General features: G+C 50.5%; 17 protein-coding genes. 13 read left to right on the top strand and 4 right to left on the bottom strand.

Annotated elements, in window-relative coordinates; genetic code table 11:
* Nucleotides 1–33 precede the first annotated feature (33 nt).
* The 3 genes from B2739_RS03195 to B2739_RS03185 are packed head-to-tail and all read right to left on the bottom strand — an operon-like array spanning nt 34 to nt 3,174.
* The gene (locus tag B2739_RS03195; RefSeq protein ID WP_331344431.1) at nt 34–927 is read right to left on the bottom strand and encodes a polysaccharide biosynthesis tyrosine autokinase; all 894 of its coding nucleotides are present in this window, start codon (nt 925–927) and stop codon (nt 34–36) included.
* Nucleotides 924–2,336: a Wzz/FepE/Etk N-terminal domain-containing protein gene (locus B2739_RS03190; protein ID WP_331344430.1), complete on the bottom strand. Its 1,413-nt coding sequence runs from the start codon at nt 2,334–2,336 to the stop codon at nt 924–926. The genes B2739_RS03195 and B2739_RS03190 overlap by 4 nt, the downstream gene beginning before the upstream one ends.
* Nucleotides 2,337–2,349: 13 nt before the next feature.
* The gene (locus B2739_RS03185) at nt 2,350–3,174 is read right to left on the bottom strand and encodes a polysaccharide biosynthesis/export family protein (RefSeq protein WP_331344429.1); all 825 of its coding nucleotides are present in this window, start codon (nt 3,172–3,174) and stop codon (nt 2,350–2,352) included.
* A gap of 448 nt (nt 3,175–3,622) precedes the next feature.
* Here B2739_RS03185 and glyA point away from each other — a divergent pair, with 448 nt between their 5' ends.
* The 6 genes from glyA (at nt 3,623) to B2739_RS03155 (ending at nt 11,082) form a co-directional block, all read left to right on the top strand.
* On the top strand, nt 3,623–4,888 hold the full coding sequence (glyA, locus tag B2739_RS03180; protein WP_331344428.1) for a serine hydroxymethyltransferase: 1,266 nt from the start codon (nt 3,623–3,625) through the stop codon (nt 4,886–4,888).
* A gap of 239 nt (nt 4,889–5,127) precedes the next feature.
* A complete protein-coding gene (locus B2739_RS03175) occupies nt 5,128–5,841 on the top strand; it encodes a hypothetical protein (protein ID WP_331344427.1) in 714 nt (237 codons plus the stop codon).
* 158 nt (nt 5,842–5,999) lie between these two features.
* Nucleotides 6,000–7,481 (top strand): M12 family metallo-peptidase, encoded by a 1,482-nt coding sequence (locus B2739_RS03170; RefSeq protein ID WP_331344426.1) that lies wholly within the window; start codon nt 6,000–6,002, stop codon nt 7,479–7,481.
* A 160-nt stretch (nt 7,482–7,641) separates the two neighbouring features.
* Nucleotides 7,642–9,099, top strand: a complete 1,458-nt coding sequence (locus B2739_RS03165; protein WP_331344425.1) for a sensor domain-containing diguanylate cyclase — start codon at nt 7,642–7,644, stop codon at nt 9,097–9,099.
* A 224-nt stretch (nt 9,100–9,323) separates the two neighbouring features.
* The gene (locus tag B2739_RS03160) at nt 9,324–10,544 is read left to right on the top strand and encodes a glycoside hydrolase family 88 protein (protein ID WP_331344424.1); all 1,221 of its coding nucleotides are present in this window, start codon (nt 9,324–9,326) and stop codon (nt 10,542–10,544) included.
* 103 nt (nt 10,545–10,647) lie between these two features.
* Entirely contained in the window at nt 10,648–11,082 is a 435-nt protein-coding gene (locus B2739_RS03155) for a DUF3592 domain-containing protein (RefSeq protein ID WP_331344423.1), read from the top strand.
* 28 nt (nt 11,083–11,110) lie between these two features.
* Here the strand turns inward: B2739_RS03155 and B2739_RS03150 are convergent, their stop codons facing one another.
* Nucleotides 11,111–11,383 (bottom strand): hypothetical protein, encoded by a 273-nt coding sequence (locus tag B2739_RS03150; protein WP_331344422.1) that lies wholly within the window; start codon nt 11,381–11,383, stop codon nt 11,111–11,113.
* Between the two features lie 206 nt (nt 11,384–11,589).
* Between B2739_RS03150 and nrdR the strand changes: the two genes are divergently transcribed.
* The 7 genes from nrdR to nusB all read left to right on the top strand — a co-directional run bounded on the left by nrdR (nt 11,590) and on the right by nusB (nt 16,823).
* The gene (nrdR, locus tag B2739_RS03145) at nt 11,590–12,066 is read left to right on the top strand and encodes a transcriptional regulator NrdR (RefSeq protein ID WP_049630488.1); all 477 of its coding nucleotides are present in this window, start codon (nt 11,590–11,592) and stop codon (nt 12,064–12,066) included.
* Between the two features lie 47 nt (nt 12,067–12,113).
* Nucleotides 12,114–13,238, top strand: a complete 1,125-nt coding sequence (gene ribD, locus B2739_RS03140; RefSeq protein ID WP_331344421.1) for a bifunctional diaminohydroxyphosphoribosylaminopyrimidine deaminase/5-amino-6-(5-phosphoribosylamino)uracil reductase RibD — start codon at nt 12,114–12,116, stop codon at nt 13,236–13,238.
* A 16-nt stretch (nt 13,239–13,254) separates the two neighbouring features.
* A complete protein-coding gene (locus B2739_RS03135) occupies nt 13,255–13,830 on the top strand; it encodes an RDD family protein (protein ID WP_331344420.1) in 576 nt (191 codons plus the stop codon).
* 102 nt (nt 13,831–13,932) lie between these two features.
* On the top strand, nt 13,933–14,589 hold the full coding sequence (locus B2739_RS03130) for a riboflavin synthase (RefSeq protein WP_331344419.1): 657 nt from the start codon (nt 13,933–13,935) through the stop codon (nt 14,587–14,589).
* Nucleotides 14,590–14,609: 20 nt separating this feature from the next.
* A complete protein-coding gene (ribBA, locus tag B2739_RS03125; protein WP_331344418.1) occupies nt 14,610–15,725 on the top strand; it encodes a bifunctional 3,4-dihydroxy-2-butanone-4-phosphate synthase/GTP cyclohydrolase II in 1,116 nt (371 codons plus the stop codon).
* A gap of 59 nt (nt 15,726–15,784) precedes the next feature.
* Nucleotides 15,785–16,255 (top strand): 6,7-dimethyl-8-ribityllumazine synthase, encoded by a 471-nt coding sequence (ribE, locus tag B2739_RS03120; protein WP_049630483.1) that lies wholly within the window; start codon nt 15,785–15,787, stop codon nt 16,253–16,255.
* An 82-nt stretch (nt 16,256–16,337) separates the two neighbouring features.
* Nucleotides 16,338–16,823 (top strand): transcription antitermination factor NusB, encoded by a 486-nt coding sequence (gene nusB, locus B2739_RS03115; protein WP_331344417.1) that lies wholly within the window; start codon nt 16,338–16,340, stop codon nt 16,821–16,823.
* Nucleotides 16,824–16,835 lie beyond the last annotated feature (12 nt).

Below are 16,835 nucleotides of genomic sequence, written 5' to 3'. Positions count from 1 at the left end.
TCCCTACATCAACGTCGTCACAGGTATTCGGGGTTAACCCAGCAAAGCCGATCCCAGCAGGCGCACACCCAGCTCACGCAGGCGCTGGCAAATGGCTGCGAGTGATTGGGTTTTGGTCTGGTGTTGGCGCACCAGCAGCAAGGCCGCTCCCGATTGTGCAGCGACAATCTGGGCATCGCGGTTGGAATCCATAGGGGCAGTGCTGAGCAGGGTGATGTCAAACCGTTGCGTCAATGCATCCAGCCGCTCCTGGTAATGCTTGCCCGACAGCAACTCTTGGGGATTGGGCGCGCGGGTTCCTGCGGGCAGTAACCAGAGCGAGCGCACGGCATCGATGTTAATCGGTGCTACCGAAGTGCGGTTGGCAACCCAGTCTGACAGGCCGGGCAGATTCTCCGGCAGGTTAAACATGGGGTTGAGCTGTGGTGCGCGCAGGTTGGTATCAATTAACAGGGTGCGCAGCCCCAGTTGCGCAAAGCTGATCGCCAAATTGGCCGCGGTCAGCGCTGAACCTTCGGCGTCCTCGGCACTGACCAGTGTCAATGAGCTGTGCGGTTTGGGGTTGAAATAGCGCAGCATTAATTCGCTGCGCAAATTGCGCAAGGCTTCCGCTTGGCGGCCATCGGGTTGGAACAGGGCGCTCAGGCGATGATCCAGCTTGCTCGATACTGTGGGTGTCTGGGTGTAAGAAAACTGTTCGGCCAGGATGGTGTTGATGTCATCTTCACTCACCAACCCCAAACTGAGTGCAGCCTCGCCAAAGCGTATGCCCAGTTTCTTCTGGGTCGCCAGAATTTGTGTCAGATTTTTGGGGCTGAGTTTGCCCATCGCGACCAACATAGGCCCCATCTGGTTGGTGTTGATTGTGGGGTGAAGCGGATCACTGTGAAGCGCGTTGGCTGTCATGCGCTGAGCAAGGTCATTCATGATGTCGCCTCCTTAAAAATACCGGTTTTCTTGAGCATGCCGGTTGTGGCACGCGCGCCTGAACCCTCATTGGGAATGTAGGCAAGCACGGCCACACCGAGCCCCTGTTCAAGGTCAAACGAATGGCGAATGCGCTGGTCGAGCCACTCCCAGCCAAGGGCGAAGGCAGTGCCTAGCAGTAATCCGGCAACGCAGGCGAGCACCAGAGTCATGGCCGGTTTGGGTGAGGTCGGGCGCGAGGGAGTGAGCGCGCTGTTAAGCACGGCGACATCGGTAGTAGCGATCTGGCTTTCAAGGCGCGACTGGGCACTGCGCGCCAGTGCTGCATCGTAAGCGGCTTGGGCGTTATCGGCCTCTTGCTTGAGCAGCGCAAGCTGGTTGCGGTTGCGGCTCAGTTGCAGCACCAGTTCTTTCTGGTTGGCCAACTCTGTTTTGAGTTGTTCTTCCCGGGCGATGGCGAGTTCAACCGACGATTGCAAGCTGCCGGTAATCACATCAATCATCAGGTTCATTTGCTTTTTGAGTGTATCGACTTCGCTTAGCGCCTGACGATATTGGGGGTGGTTTTCGCCGACCTGGCGCCCCACCTCGCCCAAGCGGGCTTGTGCCTGTGCTAAATCGGCCGCCAGACTTTGTACTTGTGGGTTATCCATGGCACGGCTTTTGAAATCCCCGGTTTTGGCATTGGCAATCTGGTCGCTGCGGCTTTGGGAGTTCAACCGCTCGCTTTGCACTGCGATCAACATCGACGACAAATCAGCAAGCTTGGCGGACTCCAGATCCAGCCGATCCGATGAGGCCAGAATGTTGTGCTCTTCCTGATAACTGGACAGGGTATTTTGTTTTTCGATCAGTTCATCGCGCAGTCCGGTCAACTGCTGGTTGTACCACTGGCTGGTTTGCTTGGCAGGCTCAATGCGCAGCTCCAGATTGGTGATCATGTAGGCCTGGGCAAAGGCATTGGCGATGTTCGCCGCCAGCTCAGGGTTTTGCGCCTGGAAGCTGATGGTCAGCACACTGCTGTCGCGTTTGGGCGTTACCCCTAATCCCTGCGCGAGAAACCCGAGAATCCGGCGTTGGTCGCTGCTTGCATCGCCTGTCAATTTCACTGCTTTAGCTATGGCGGGATTTTTCTCCAGCGCCAGGTCAGTGATCACTTTCGTGGCGACATTGCGGCTGCGGATCACATCCGCCTGGGTTGCCAGATAACCTGAAGTGATGCGCCCCGGTTGGGCTTGTCCGCTGATCGGATCTAACCCGCGGTTATCGATCAAGAGATCCGTCGAGGCAGTGAACGATTTAGGGGTGAGCAGGGTGAGCAGCAGGGCAGCTGCCAGAGCCAGTACACAGCTGGTCACAATTACCCACTTGCGGGCGAGCAGAATGCCGATCAGGGTAGTGAGATTCATTCAAGCGCTCCTGTTAAAAAAGGCTTTCCTTAACCACCAGTACATCGCCGTCCTGTACCTGGTCATCGGGTTTGGCTTTTAACTCTTTCACCGCCCCGTTCTCTTGCTGGCGGAATAGCTTCACACTGTTTTCGCTGGCGCGTGCGGTTGGGCCTCCACCCGCACTCAGCGCCTGACGTATGCTCAGCGGGCGATCCAGTGGATACATTCCCGGGGTGTGAACCTCGCCGTTCAGATAAAAGCGACCAGCGTTGGGCACATAAATGGTGTCGCCATTCCTGAGCCAGACGGTAGGCAACAATTCATTTTCCTGATGCAGCAGCTGTTGCAGGTCGTACTCGGTACGCTCCTGCTTGCCTTCGCGGGTGATGCGCATCAGTACAATCCGCTCGCTGCCCGAGGGTGAAATACCGCCCGCCCATGCCAGCGCCTGGGTAAGGCTGGTTGGCCCTTCAAGTACCAGTTTGCCGGGGTTATTCACCTTACCCAGAATGGCCACAACCTGACTGCGGTACTTGGTGACCAGCAGGTTGACCTGGGCGTTTTTCAAGACATTGCCCGCTTCATAGCGGCTGGCGATCAGCGCGGCGGCGTCCGCACTGGTTTTTCCAGCGATAGGCAGATTGCCCAATAGTGGAACCATGACCATGCCATCGGCACTGACCTGGGTTTCGGCGGCCAATTCTGACTGTCCATAAACCGTAATGCGTATTTCATCGCCAGCACCGATGGTGTAACTGGCAAGGTTGTGGTGTGCAGTTTGTGCTTGTGCTGGCGCACCGAGTGCGGCGACGACCACACCCAATCCAGCGACCCATTTGGAAAATCCCGATGACATGTGTTGTCCTTAATAAAAACTGGTCAGCCTGAAAGCTGTCAGCCCCCAGAGACTGCTAGACCAGAGGTTGTTAGATAAGGAAGATCACACCAATCACTGCAAAAGCGAGGCCTAATTGACTCAAGCATGCTAAAAAAAAGATAAATCTGTGCGACAAGCCAGAAACACACTCAAAAAATGGCGCGTAAATGTAGGTGTGGCGCGGAGAATTCCTGTCCAGATTTCTCGAAATTTCTCTTTTTTGCACGCTATTGGTGCAATTTCTACCGTCCCGATGTGGAGAAATTGTTATCTGCATGAATGGAATTGATGCTGGGGATGAGTTTTTTGCGTGGAAGGCATTTGGGCGGCTGGTGTACAATGCGTGCCTATCTTTCTCCCCTTCCCATTAACACGGCGGCCATTTCTGGCTTGCTGGTCAACTCAGGACTTTCCACAGGAACTACCTATGTTTGATAAAAACCAAACGCTTGCTTCTTTTGATCCCGATATCTGGGCCTCTATTGAAAATGAAGGTCGCCGTCAGGAAGAGCATATCGAGCTGATTGCGTCTGAAAACTACACCAGCCCGCTGGTTATGGCGGCGCAAGGTACCAAGCTCACCAACAAGTACGCCGAAGGTTATCCGGGCAAGCGTTACTACGGTGGCTGTGAATACGTTGACCAGTCAGAAGCATTGGCGATTGAGCGCGCCAAGCAATTGTTTGGTGCCGACTACGCCAACGTGCAACCTCACTCAGGTTCACAGGCCAACACCGCGGTTTACGCTGCGCTTTGTGCACCGGGCGATACCGTATTGGGTATGAGCCTGGCCCACGGCGGTCACCTGACTCACGGTGCCAAAGTGAACTTCTCGGGTAAAATTTACAATTCTGTGCAATATGGTCTAAATCCGGAAACCGGTTTGGTTGATTACGAAGAGATCGAGCGCTTGGCGGTTGAGCACAAGCCAAAGATGATCGTTGCCGGTTTCTCTGCTTACTCACAAGTGTTGGATTGGCAACGCTTCCGCGATATCGCCGATAAAGTAGGCGCTTACCTGATGGTAGACATGGCGCACGTGGCTGGTCTGGTCGCTGCCGGTTTGTATCCAAACCCGGTTCAAATTGCTGACGTAACCACCTCTACCACCCACAAAACCCTGCGCGGTCCACGTGGCGGTATCATCCTTGCCAAAGCCAACGAAGAGATTGAGAAAAAACTCAATTCAGCGGTATTCCCAGGCGGTCAGGGCGGTCCTTTGATGCACGTGATCGCCGCCAAAGCGGTCAGCTTCAAAGAAGCCATGACTCCGGAATACAAGGCTTACCAACAACAAGTCGTGGTGAATGCCAAGGCGATGGCCAAGACCTTTTTGGAGCGCGGCATCGACATCGTTTCTGGCGGTACTGAAAACCACCTGATGCTGGTCAATCTGATCGGCAAATCCTACTCAGGTAAAGATGCCGACGAAGCATTGGGTAAAGCGCACATCACAGTGAACAAAAACGCTGTACCTAACGACCCACGTTCACCGTTTGTGACCTCGGGTATCCGCGTAGGTACTCCGGCGATCACTACCCGCGGTTTCAAAGAAGCCGAGTGTGTGCAACTGACCCACTGGATCTGCGACATTTTCGATGCGCTGGAAGCCGGTAATGCTGACGCAGTGATTGACCAGGTCAGGGGCAAGGTTGCTGATCTGTGCAAAACCTTCCCGGTTTACGCTAACTAATCGCAAGATTAGCGCAACCAAAAAGGCAGCCCTGACCGGCTGCCTTTTTTATTGCCTGTTGCTCATCGTTTTTATCAGCTAAGGCCAACATTTTTAATTACCTGAAGTGGATTTTTAATAATCCAATTTATAAAAATAAATAAAAATTAGATTATTTTTCACTTGTGGTAATAAAAACTCGATATTTTCCCATTTCCGGCTTAATTTTATACAGGTGAATTATTGATCAGGATGCCTGTATGTCACGCAGTTCCGGCAGCAAGCTAAAACGCCTCTACTGGGTGTTTGTTGTGATTGCGGTATTGCTGGTGTTGTATCAGTTCACTCGTCATAGCCACTTGTTGCAGCCGGATGAGCGTTTGCAAGAGCTGCAGCCAGCGCCTGTTGCCAATCTCGCGCTTGATCCTGATGTGTTAGTTAATTCCGAAGCTGCATTACAGCACGCGCAGGATGCCCTGATTGGGCAAGTGGCGGGGCAAGCAAAGGCAACAACTTCTGATACAAGCACGGTGTTGGATGCGAGCACGGTAATAAAGGCATGGCAGACCGACTCGCAGGTTTCCCCTGCCATCCCTTTGCCAGATGCAGTAGTGGATTACGAACCGGTGAGTGTGGATATGGATTCCCCCGCGTATCCCGGTGTGGGTGAGCAGGTGAAATTGATGTTGCCAGGCGGAAGTGAACTGGTCGCCAAGGTGGCGTCCATCCATGAAAATCCCAACGGGGATTACAGCTGGCGCGGGTATTTGGAAGGCTATGGCGATGAATATCCGGTGGTGATGACTTATGGCGGCAATTCAGTATTTGCCACCATCACCACACCGCAAGGCAGTTACACGCTGGAGTCAGTGAACGGCAGTGGTTGGGTGTATAAAAACCCTTCCGAGTTTGAATTATCGGCGCCGGGAAAAAACGATTATCTTGAAATTCCTCATGCGCATGATCATGAGTAATACAATCAAAAAATTTTATTGGGGCAGATGGTAATGAGTAAAAAAACATAGCGGTTAGTGCGGTTTGGCTTTAATGGATGCGCATCAAAATTTGGAAAATGGTTTCCTTATTTTGTTAATCACGGAGGGTTTTTAGTAAAGTCAACAGAGAGCTTTTTATGAAAACCTTTGCCCAACAATGCATTCGCTCGACCTCCGCGATTTTTTTATCTGCACTGGCATTACCTGCATTAGCTGCCTCCACTGTGATTGATGTACTTGTCGTTTATACCGATGGTGCTGCAGCGCTTTATAGTGGTGATCCCACCACCCGTATCAATCAAATCTTTCAAGTCACCAATCAAATTTACGCCGATAGCGGCGTTGATATTGAAGTGCGCGTCGCTAAAACCATGAAGGTCAATTACACCGATGACAATGCTGCTGAAACTGCATTGAATGCGATTACCTTTAATCAGGATGCAGCCTTTAGTGGCGTTGCTGCTGCGCGTGAACAAGCAAAAGCCGATATGGTTATTTTGTATCGCCCCTACAAACAAATTCACGGCAGTTGTGGCGTTGCCTGGGTGGGCGGCAGTAACGGTGCCATGAGTGCTGGCCACAAAGCGTATATGTTTTCCCATGTGGCGATTAATTCTTGCGGCGACTTTGTTACCGCCCACGAGCTCGGCCATAACATGGGTTTAAAACATTCGCGCAAACAGGATGGTGTTGGCGGCGTATTGCATTACGCATTGGGGCACGGCGTTGTTAATTCATTTACGACGGTGATGGCGTATCAAAATGAATTCAATGTGGATTATTGGGATGGCAAGGTTTACAAATTTTCCAATCCTGATTTGGTGACCTGTAAAAACCAGCGCTGCGGAGTTGATCGCAACAACACAGCCAGTGGTGCCGATGCGCGTTATGCGCTCAATATTACCGGCCCGCAGATCGCCAATTTTTATGCCGGTGTGCCTGCATCAAGCGCAGTGTCATCGTCATCAAAATCCAGTTCCAGTGCAACAGTTTCATCCAGTAAATCGTCCAGTAAATCATCCAGCTCTGCAGGCAGTGTGAGTAATTCCGATGCAGCCGTGTTGAAAAATAAAGTGGAAGTTGCGCGCGCCGCACATTCATCTGCAGCAGCAGCGGTAGCGGCCAATAAAGTTGCTGTTGCAGAAAAAAACGCAGCAGAAAGGACGGCGAAAACCAATCTGACTGCGGCGACAAGAAGCTTGACTACAGCCACCAGAAATTATGAAAAAGCCGTTGCCAAATACAACGCATTGGTCGCCAAAGTTGATCCGCTGGTTACCCAGTTGAATACAGCGTTGGCAGCCTATAATTCAGCCACTTCTACCGCCAAGTCTGCCAAATTAACGGCTTACAATAATTTGGTGACCAAGTACAACACATTGATCGAACAAATTACTGCTGCCCTTGCGGAAGCCAATACTGCGCAGCAGTTAATCGCCCCTGCAACCCTGACGGCAAATACAGCAACGGCCACCTACAATGCGGCCGTTGCTGCAACAGCCGCGGAGAAAGCCAAAACACAAGGCTTGGCAACGGCCGCCGCTACGGCATTGGCCAACTTGAAAGCATTGGAGGTCGAGTACAAGGCAGCACTCAAGGCCTGTAAATGTACGGTGTAGCTCCGGTGGTTGATCTGTTTGCGTGAAAGTTGATTGTCTGTTTGGGTCTGTCTTTTGCCTGGCTTAGGCCGGGTTTTTTATGGGCGGTCAGATAAAACAATCAAGTGGTGCCGGAATGCTCTGCTAGACTTCCTGAAAATTTAAAGCGGGAAGTGGATTGATGTTCAGCGTGTTCTGGAAGAAATACAGTTTGCTGGTGTGGTTGGGTGCAATTTTGATCATGGGTTTTCTTGCCACCAGTTTGGCCAGCTATTGGGTGTCCCGCGATCAAATCCGTCATTCTATTATCGATCAAGGCCTACCCCTCACGGGCGATAATATCTATTCAGAAATCCAGCGCGATGTACTGCGCCCTACGTTTATCTCTTCACTAATGGCCAGCGATACATTCGTGCGCGACTGGATTTTGTCCGGTGAGCAAGAACCATCGCAAATTGCACGTTATTTAAATGAAGTGAAACAGGAATACAGTGCAGTCAGCAGTTTTTTAGTCTCTGATAAAACCCGTCATTATTATTATTCACAGGGCATTCTAAAAACCATCAAGGAAACCGAGCCGCGCGATACCTGGTTTTTTCGCGTGCGCGACATGAAACAAAATTACGAAATGAATCTGGATGTAGATCTGGCCAATAACGACACCGTGACGGTGTTTATTAATTATCGCGTATTTGATTACGAGGGACATTTTATTGGCGCAACGGGAATAGGTGTTCCTTTGGAATCCCTTGCGCGGGTGATTGATGATATCCAGAAACGCTTTAATCGTCGGGTTTATTTTGTGAATAACCAGGGCGATATTATTGTCTCGGCTAAAACGGGGGAATTGCACAAAGGTTCTATCCATGAGTTGCCTGGAATTACCACCATTGCCGATCAAATTATCAATAAAAATACCCAGCCCACTCATCTGGAATATGAAAATGCAGCGGGCAGAATTATGCTCAGTTCTCGCTATATTCCGGAGTTCAATTGGTATTTGGTGGTGGAGCAAACCGAAGATGCCGAGATGGCCAAAGTGCAACAAGTACTGGCGGGGAATATTGCAATCAGTGCGTTGGTAACGGCGTTAGTGTTGTTGTTGTGTTTATACAGCGTTAACCGTTTCCAGCGCCGTTTGGAAAATGTTGCCGCGACGGATTCGCTGACCGGATTACTTAATCGCCATGCATTTGAATTGATGTTTGAACAGGCTGTGCATGAAACGCATCGGGCAAAAACACCGCTGTCGATGATTTTGCTTGATATCGATCATTTCAAAACAATTAACGACAACCACGGCCACTTAACCGGTGACCGTGTAATCATGCGTGTTGCGCGGCTACTTGAAAATAGTTTGCGCAATGGCGATGTATTGTGCCGCTGGGGCGGTGAAGAATTTTTGATTTTATTAAAGCAAACCTCGCTCGATGCCGCCCAGGGTGTGGCAGAAAAATTGCGCGAAGTCATGGCGGCAGAGCAATTCCAATTAGGCACTAAAACCTTGCACATCACTGGCAGTTTTGGTGTGGCGGAATTTGGCGGGGTAGAAACATTAGTGCATTTCTTTGCGCGTGTTGACCGGGCTTTGTATCTTGCCAAATCTGCCGGGCGCAACAGGATTGAAGCGGTTAAATAATGATGCTGATGCTGTCTGCAGGGATGCTGCTGCCGGTATTGTCCTTAAAAAATAAAGCGCAATACAAACGTGAAGCTCAATAAAAACGTAAAACTCAATAAAAACGTAAAGCTCGGTAAAGCCCTTCTTTTTACTAAAGTCATCCCTTAGCATCCGCTATACAAGAAAAATGAAAAGACCTGACATAACAATAAACAAACTGGATTTTTCCGTAGGAGACCCGGATGAAAACGCTATTAACCCGCTATTTATCGCCGTTATCTCTGCTATCGCCGTTGCTAACACTTTCATTTTTTACCGCGATTGTTGCGTTATTAAACGGTTGCGCAACTGCCCCGAATAACCGCACAGCCGAAGCACCAAAAGACCAATTTTCTACTCCCAATACTTCTGAAATTACGATGATTGCCAATCGCGCTGCGGATTGGCAGTTGGCGCATATGGATACTTTCGATTATGTGCGCACTTTTCGTGATCACACAGAAAATCCGCACGGCTGGATTCAGGGGGCGTTTTTTGTCGGCTTAACCCGCTGGGCAGAGCACACTAACAATCCCGATTATCTACACGCTTTGTTTGCAAAAGGTGAGGCGAATAAATGGAAAATCGGCGATAAAGACTGGCATGCGGATGATCAGGTTATTGGCTACACCTACGCTGCAGTTGCTGCGCGCGAAAATGATGTAACACTGATCGCGCCAACGCAAAAAGTCTTTAAACAAATTATGGCGAACCGCGCGACCCACAGCCTTGAATATGCATCAGATCCAACTGGCCAAGGTGAAGCCACTTGCCAGCGCCGCTGGTGTTGGTGCGATGCGTTATTTATGGCTCCGCCAGTGTGGGCTGCAGTAGGTAAGTTAACTGGTGATCCTGCCTACCTGAATTATGTAGATGAAGAATATCAGGCAACAATTGATTATCTGTACGATAAAAATGAGCATTTGTTTTATCGCGATGGCCGCTTCTTTGAGCGTCGCAGTAAAAACGGTAAAAAAATATTCTGGAGCCGTGGGAACGGTTGGGTATTCGCAGGTTTGCCATTGTTGATTGAACAAATTCCGGCAAATGATCCGCGCAAACAAAAATACGAAAACCTGTTCAAAACCATGGCGGCGAGTCTGGTAAAACTGCAGCAGCCTAACGGTTTTTGGCCATCGTCATTATTGGATAAAGACGAATTCAATGTTCCCGAAACCAGTGGTACCGGTTTTATGACCTTCGGCCTTGCATGGGGAATCAACAACGGATTATTAAATCGTGATGATTATTTGCCTGCTGTCCATTCCGGTTGGAAAGGCTTGGCATCCGCAGTCGATAAATCCGGCAAGCTCGGTTGGGTACAACAAGTGGGTGCATCGCCCGAAAAAATATTACCGGAAGATACACAACTGTATGGCGTAGGTGCGTTGTTGTTGGCGGCTGCGGAAGTGAGCAAATTATAACGTGTAGGTTGGCGCTGGGCGCAGCGATGCCCAGCATCAAGTGTTCAAAAATCATTGCGTTGGGCATTGTTGCCCAGCGCCTGACATTATCGAAAATGAAAAAATGAATCCCGAAATAGAGAAAAAATACCAACGCTTACGCTCTTTGTTTTTCGGCTTGGGCATTCTTGCTGCGGGCATGTTGTTTTTGTTTAGTGCAAGCAACATGCTCAGAAGTAATGCTGCTGCAAAGTGGGATGTTTATGATGGTGTTGTTACTGAGGAAATGCGTCGCGGGTTGAATTATTTTGGCGGTGTCTGGTTGGAATACCGTTATGAAGTTAATGGTAATAAATACCGCGGTTCGCAAATAGGTTATGGCATTAGCCGTCCGCAGGTTGAATTAAAAAAAGGCCAGCATATTCGCGTCTATGTGAACCCGGATAATCACAACATCGCCGTGCTTGAAGTGGGCATTGTGCGCAGCCATTTTATCGGCTTGTTGTTTTCTGCTTTTTTCGTGTGGATCGCGTTTGTGATTTTGCGCAGGACGGCATGATCAGTCTGTACCGTAAGATTGTTGCTAGTTAGTGGTCTTTGGTCGGTTTTTTATCTTCAGCTTCGTTGGTTTCGTCATCAATTCCCAAGCCGTTTCGCTTTGCTTTCTTTTCGATAAATACCTCAGGCTTTTTAATCGCATCCAGATTAACGAGCTTGTTGGTAATCCCCTCAAAGATAGTGCCCCACAGCTCGGTGTTATGCCGTTTGCTGCGTAGGTACTTGATGTAAGTGCTGCCAATAAAAACCAAGGCGAAAAAAATGAACGTGATTCCTAACAGAACGTAATGGCTATTGTTCATGTTGCTGTTGTTCCTGATGGTAGTGTCCTTGCGATATGCATATTGGGAATGGCCGTATTTTTTCAAGGGAAGAGTCAAGAGAGAGGGGGAATCTATTAGCGAATATCCGGGCGAGCACCCACGCGAAAGCCATTGGCTCAGAGGACGAAAACCCCGCATTTTGTGCTAGTATGCGCCCACTTTAACCATCGCTGGGGCTGCTGATCATGCATTGTCCGTTTTGTAGCGCGGAAGATACCAAAGTTATCGATTCTCGTTTGGTGGCAGAGGGCGATCAGGTTCGCCGTCGCCGCGAGTGTTTATCCTGCCATGAACGTTTCACCACGTTTGAAGTGGCTGAACTGGTGATGCCGCGCATCATCAAACAGAACGGCACTCGCGAACCTTTTGATGAAAACAAACTCCGCGCCGGTTTGCTGCGCGCACTGGAAAAACGCCCGGTTAGCATCGAGGCGATTGAGTCTGCTATCAACCATATCAAGCACTTTTTACAAGCCACTGGCGAGCGTGAAGTGAAAGCGTTGTTGGTGGGTGAGAAAGTGATGGAGCAGCTGCAAAAACTTGATGAAGTTGCTTATGTGCGTTTCGCATCTGTGTATCGCCGCTTTAAGGATTTAAACGAATTTCGCCAGGAAATTGATCGCCTTGAGCAGCAGCCTGAAACAGAGCAGACCAAGCAATAACCTGCGGTGCAAAACGCCGCTTTCTTTTAACCAACGATTTTCCCCCAATGGCTATTACTGCAGCTGATGTTGATTTTATGGCGCGCGCTTTCCGTCTTGCGGAACGCGGCCTTTACACCACCATGCCCAATCCGCGTGTGGGCTGTGTGCTGGTAAAAGACGGGCAGGTGATTGCAGAAGGCTGGCATGAGCGCGCAGGTGAACCTCACGCTGAAGCGAATGCGCTGCTGGCAGCAGGTGATAACGCACGCGGTGCGACGGCGTATGTGAGCCTTGAGCCTTGCAGTCATCACGGTCGTACGGGCCCTTGTTCGCAGGCTTTGGTGGATGCTGGTGTGAGCCGCGTGGTGTATGCGATGGAAGATCCCAATCCGCTGGTGTCTGGCCGTGGTATCGAAATTTTGCGCACGGCGGGCATTGTGGTTGATGGCCCGGTACTGGAAAACGATGCGCGCGCATTAAACCCGGGTTTTATCCGCCGCATGGAGCGCAAGCTGCCCTATGTGCGCTGCAAAATGGCGATGAGTATCGATGGCCGTACGGCGATGGAGTCGGGCGAAAGCAAGTGGATTACTGGCCCCAAAGCACGTGCCGATGTGCAGCGTCTGCGCGCCCGTTCGTGTGCAATTATTTCCGGCGTAGATTCCATTCTTCAGGACAATGCCTCACTCACTGTGCGGGTTGATGAATTGGGTTTGCCCAATGCGGAAGCCGCAGCGGCCAAACAACCGCTGCGGGTAATTCTGGATTCACAGTTGCGCACACCGCGCAATGCCTTGATGTTTAAACAATCCACCCCGATATTGCTGGTGCATAACGGGCAAGTGGATGCAGCGCAGCTGAGTGGCTGGCCAGATTTTGTCGAGCTGATTGCGTTGCCCGCTAAAGATGGCCGCATCGACTTGCAAGCGCTGTTGCGCGAACTCGCCCAGCGCCAATGCAATGAAGTGTTGGTGGAGGCCGGTGCGACGCTCGCAGGCAGTTTTTTACGCCGCGGCCTGCTGGATGAAATTATTATCTACATGGTTCCCAAACTGCTCGGCAGCCATGCGCGTCCTTTGTTTGGTTTGCCGTTAGAAACTATGTCGGCATCGCTTGCGTTAAAGATCAACGATATCCGCGCCGTTGGCCGCGATTGGCGCATCACCGCCGTGCCGGATACTGAATACTAGTCGTGAAGGTAAATTTGTGAACGATCAAACCCCTGATTCCCAGCCTGAATTCCGCTCCCATCAACCGGCTATGGATAACACCGCCTCTTACGGGAAGCGCTTTGGCGCGTTTGTGATTGATACCGTATTGATGATGGTCGCTCTGGTGTTTTTATTACAATACCTTGGTCTTGAGCCTTCCCAATCAAACGATATGGAAGCGGCACAAGCCGAGATGATCCAAAAGCTGCAAAACCTGCCGGACTCCAGCAAGCGTTTGCTCGCGTTTTCCCCGATTATTACTTTTTTCCTGTTGCACGGTTTTTTACTCCATCAATTTGGCCAAACCATCGGCAAGCGAATTCTGGGTATTGCGATTGTGACTATGGATAATCAGAAACCCCCATTTCTGATGTTGATCTTGCAGCGTTATGTATCGCAATGGTTGATGGGCATGGTGCCGGTGATTGGTTTGCTGCTGCGTCTGGCGGATATCGTATTTATTTTCCGCGCGGACAAGCGCTGTATCCACGATCACTTGGCCAAAACCAAAGTGATTGATTTGCGCATTCCTGTTGTCGTGACAGGCAAGCCCAACAGCATCATCGTTTAACACCCTTATCGTTCCACCACTTTTTCTACAGCACTATCTATATAAGCAACCTGTTATAGACAGCAACGTGGTTTAACTACTCGCACAGAGCCGAGGCAGATTATGTTTACCGGGATTATTGAAGCGATTGGCGAGGTTGTCGCCCTGCAGCCCAAAAATGGCGACCTGCGCTTGCGCATCAAAACCAACAATCTGGATTTGGGTGACGTGCGCCTGGGGGATTCCATCGCCACCAACGGCGTGTGTCTGACTGTGGTTGAATTGCCGGGTGATGGTTACTGGGCAGATGTCTCGCGCGAAACGCTGGACAATACCACCTTGCCCGGTTGGAAAGTCGGTCAGCGCGTCAACCTTGAGAAGGCGCTGACTCCACAAACGCGCCTGGGCGGCCACATTGTCAGCGGCCATGTGGATGGCGTTGGTGAGGTGGTGAGCCGTCACCCCGATGCCCGCTCGGAGCGTTTCCGCATTCGTGCGCCCAAATCATTGGCAAAATATATTGCCCATAAAGGGTCAATCACCGTGGATGGTACTAGTCTTACGGTTAACAAAGTGGATGGAGCCGAGTTTGAGTTGAATATCGTCCCCCATACTTTGCAATGGACAATTATGGATGGCTACAAAACCGGTACCCAACTCAATCTGGAAGTCGATGTGCTTGCCCGTTATCTGGAGCGTTTGATGCTTGGTGACAAAGCGGCAGAGGGCGAAGGGCAGGGCATCACCCTGGAGTTTTTGGCGAAGAATGGATTTATGTAATTGGCAATTCGGGATTTCCTATGCAACTTAATACCATTGAAGAACTGATCGAAGACCTGCGCCACGGCAAGATGGTTATCCTGATGGATGACGAAGACCGCGAGAATGAAGGCGATCTGATTATGGTTGCCGAGCAGGTGCGCCCAGAAGATATCAACTTTATGGCGACCTATGCGCGCGGCCTGATCTGCCTCACGCTCACTCCTGAGCGCTGCAAACAGCTGGATTTACCACTGATGGTGAGCGACAACAAATCCCAGCACACCACCAATTTCACGCTCTCCATTGAAGCGGCTGCAGGGGTCAGTACGGGGATTTCTGCAGCGGATCGCGCGCTCACTGTGCGTGCGGCAGTAAGGGCCAATGCCAAGCCGAGCGATATTGTCCAGCCCGGCCATATATTCCCGCTCATGGCGCAGCCCGGCGGCGTGATGAGCCGTGCAGGTCACACAGAAGCCGGTTGTGATTTGGCGCGTTTGGCCGGTTTTGAGCCGGCAGCGGTCATTGTTGAGGTGATGAACCCCGATGGCACTATGGCGCGCCGGCCTGATCTTGAGCAATTTGCTGAGCAGCATGGGCTGAAAATCGGTACCATTGCCGACCTTATTCACTATCGCGCCACCAAAGAACAGACCGTTGCCTGTATCAATACTCGCAAGGTTGAGACGATTTACGGCGATTTTGATTTACATACCTACCGCGATCTGGCGCGCGACGACCTGCACTTTGTAATGACCAAAGGTGAGATTAACGCCGAGCCAACGCTGGTGCGGGTGCACGTGATGGATATCGCCCGCGATGTGCTGAGCCTCAAGCGCACCTCGGTTGCTGGTGGTAAAAGCTGGACCTATCAGGATGCACTGCGCAAAGTCAGTGAAGAGGGCAAAGGTGTTGTACTGCTGATTTGTCACGATGAATCCACCGCAGAAGTGGAAGACAGCATCGATTGGCTGATATCAGGTAAGCAAATGCGCCGCAGTTCCGAAGTGCTCTACAAACAAGTCGGCACCGGCTCGCAGATTTTGCGCGATCTGGGTGTGCGCAAAATGCGAGTGATGTCCGCCCCGATGCGTTATTCAGCCCTCTCGGGTTTTGATTTGGAAGTGGTGGAATATATTTGTCCGGAAGGTGATTGATTTGCTATCGCCCCTCCGCATTGTTGAACAAGATGTTTGATTATTTTTGAGAAAATATTATGAGCAATATCAAAGTGATTGAAGGTGATTTTTCTGCATCTGCCGGTAAGTATGCGTTGATCGTCAGCCGTTGGAACAGCTTTGTAGTAGAAAGTTTAAAAGACGGTGCATTGGACACTTTGCGTCGTCATGGCATTAAAGATGAAAACATCACCATCTATTACGCACCAGGTGCGTTTGAGTTTCCATTGACGGCACAAAAAATCGCAGCAAAAAAAGAATTCGATGCAATCATCGCATTGGGTGCTGTGATCCGTGGAGGCACTCCGCATTTTGATTACGTTGCAGGCGAATGCACCAAAGGTTTGGCGCAAGTGTCTTTGCAATACGGTGTGCCGGTAACCTTTGGTGTATTGACAGTGGATTCCATCGAGCAAGCCATCGAACGCTCTGGCACCAAAGCGGGCAACAAAGGTGTGGAAGCTGCATCAACCGCGCTGGAAATGGTTTCGCTCTTCGGCAAAATCTAGTTTTAAAAACTGAATTTCAGTTGTTATTTTTATGTCATGCCCGTGCACGCGGGCATTCAAGTTCTTTATCAGGTAATTGTTCATGACTACTTCTTCAGGTCAAGCCGGAGCTTCTGCGCAAAAGGGGCACACCGCCGCCATCCGCCGTATGGCTCGCCATTATGCAATGCAGGCGCTTTACCAATGGCAAATGGCAGGTTCCAGTATTAATGCGATCGAAGCGGAATTTCGCACTGACAATGATATGAGCAAAGTAGACGTGGAATATTTCCATGAAATTTTGCACGCTGTGCCTGAACATTTAAGCGATCTTGAAGCGCTGTTTTCGCCTTATCTTGTTGATCGCTCACTGGACGAGCTGGATCCCATCACCCGTGCGCTGCTGCGTATGGCCACTTATGAATTGAAGTTCCGCATTGACGTGCCATACAAAGTGGTCATCAATGAGGCCGTATCTCTGGCGAAAAAATTTGGTGCTGAAGACAGTCACAAATTTATCAACGGTGTGCTCGATAAGACTGCACTGGTACTGCGCGAGATTGAAGTTAAAGCGGAACGCAGCCGTTAATTGGCGGCGTTC

It is taken from the genome of Cellvibrio sp. UBA7661 (assembly GCA_002483365.1).
GTDB lineage: Bacteria > Pseudomonadota > Gammaproteobacteria > Pseudomonadales > Cellvibrionaceae > Cellvibrio.
This window is presented reverse-complemented; position numbering and strand designations above follow the sequence as displayed.

Coding starts and splice junctions, on each gene's coding strand:
- B2739_RS03190 (WP_331344430.1), bottom strand. CDS start 2,336: ATGAATCTCACTACCCTGATCGGCATTCTGCTCGCCCGCAAGTGGGTA.
- ribBA (WP_331344418.1), top strand. CDS start 14,610: ATGCAACTTAATACCATTGAAGAACTGATCGAAGACCTGCGCCACGGC.
- nusB (WP_331344417.1), top strand. CDS start 16,338: ATGACTACTTCTTCAGGTCAAGCCGGAGCTTCTGCGCAAAAGGGGCAC.
- ribE (WP_049630483.1), top strand. CDS start 15,785: ATGAGCAATATCAAAGTGATTGAAGGTGATTTTTCTGCATCTGCCGGT.
- B2739_RS03170 (WP_331344426.1), top strand. CDS start 6,000: ATGAAAACCTTTGCCCAACAATGCATTCGCTCGACCTCCGCGATTTTT.
- B2739_RS03165 (WP_331344425.1), top strand. CDS start 7,642: ATGTTCAGCGTGTTCTGGAAGAAATACAGTTTGCTGGTGTGGTTGGGT.
- B2739_RS03160 (WP_331344424.1), top strand. CDS start 9,324: ATGAAAACGCTATTAACCCGCTATTTATCGCCGTTATCTCTGCTATCG.
- B2739_RS03195 (WP_331344431.1), bottom strand. CDS start 927: ATGAATGACCTTGCTCAGCGCATGACAGCCAACGCGCTTCACAGTGAT.
- B2739_RS03130 (WP_331344419.1), top strand. CDS start 13,933: ATGTTTACCGGGATTATTGAAGCGATTGGCGAGGTTGTCGCCCTGCAG.
- B2739_RS03185 (WP_331344429.1), bottom strand. CDS start 3,174: ATGTCATCGGGATTTTCCAAATGGGTCGCTGGATTGGGTGTGGTCGTC.
- B2739_RS03155 (WP_331344423.1), top strand. CDS start 10,648: ATGAATCCCGAAATAGAGAAAAAATACCAACGCTTACGCTCTTTGTTT.
- ribD (WP_331344421.1), top strand. CDS start 12,114: ATGGCTATTACTGCAGCTGATGTTGATTTTATGGCGCGCGCTTTCCGT.
- nrdR (WP_049630488.1), top strand. CDS start 11,590: ATGCATTGTCCGTTTTGTAGCGCGGAAGATACCAAAGTTATCGATTCT.
- B2739_RS03175 (WP_331344427.1), top strand. CDS start 5,128: ATGTCACGCAGTTCCGGCAGCAAGCTAAAACGCCTCTACTGGGTGTTT.
- glyA (WP_331344428.1), top strand. CDS start 3,623: ATGTTTGATAAAAACCAAACGCTTGCTTCTTTTGATCCCGATATCTGG.
- B2739_RS03150 (WP_331344422.1), bottom strand. CDS start 11,383: ATGAACAATAGCCATTACGTTCTGTTAGGAATCACGTTCATTTTTTTC.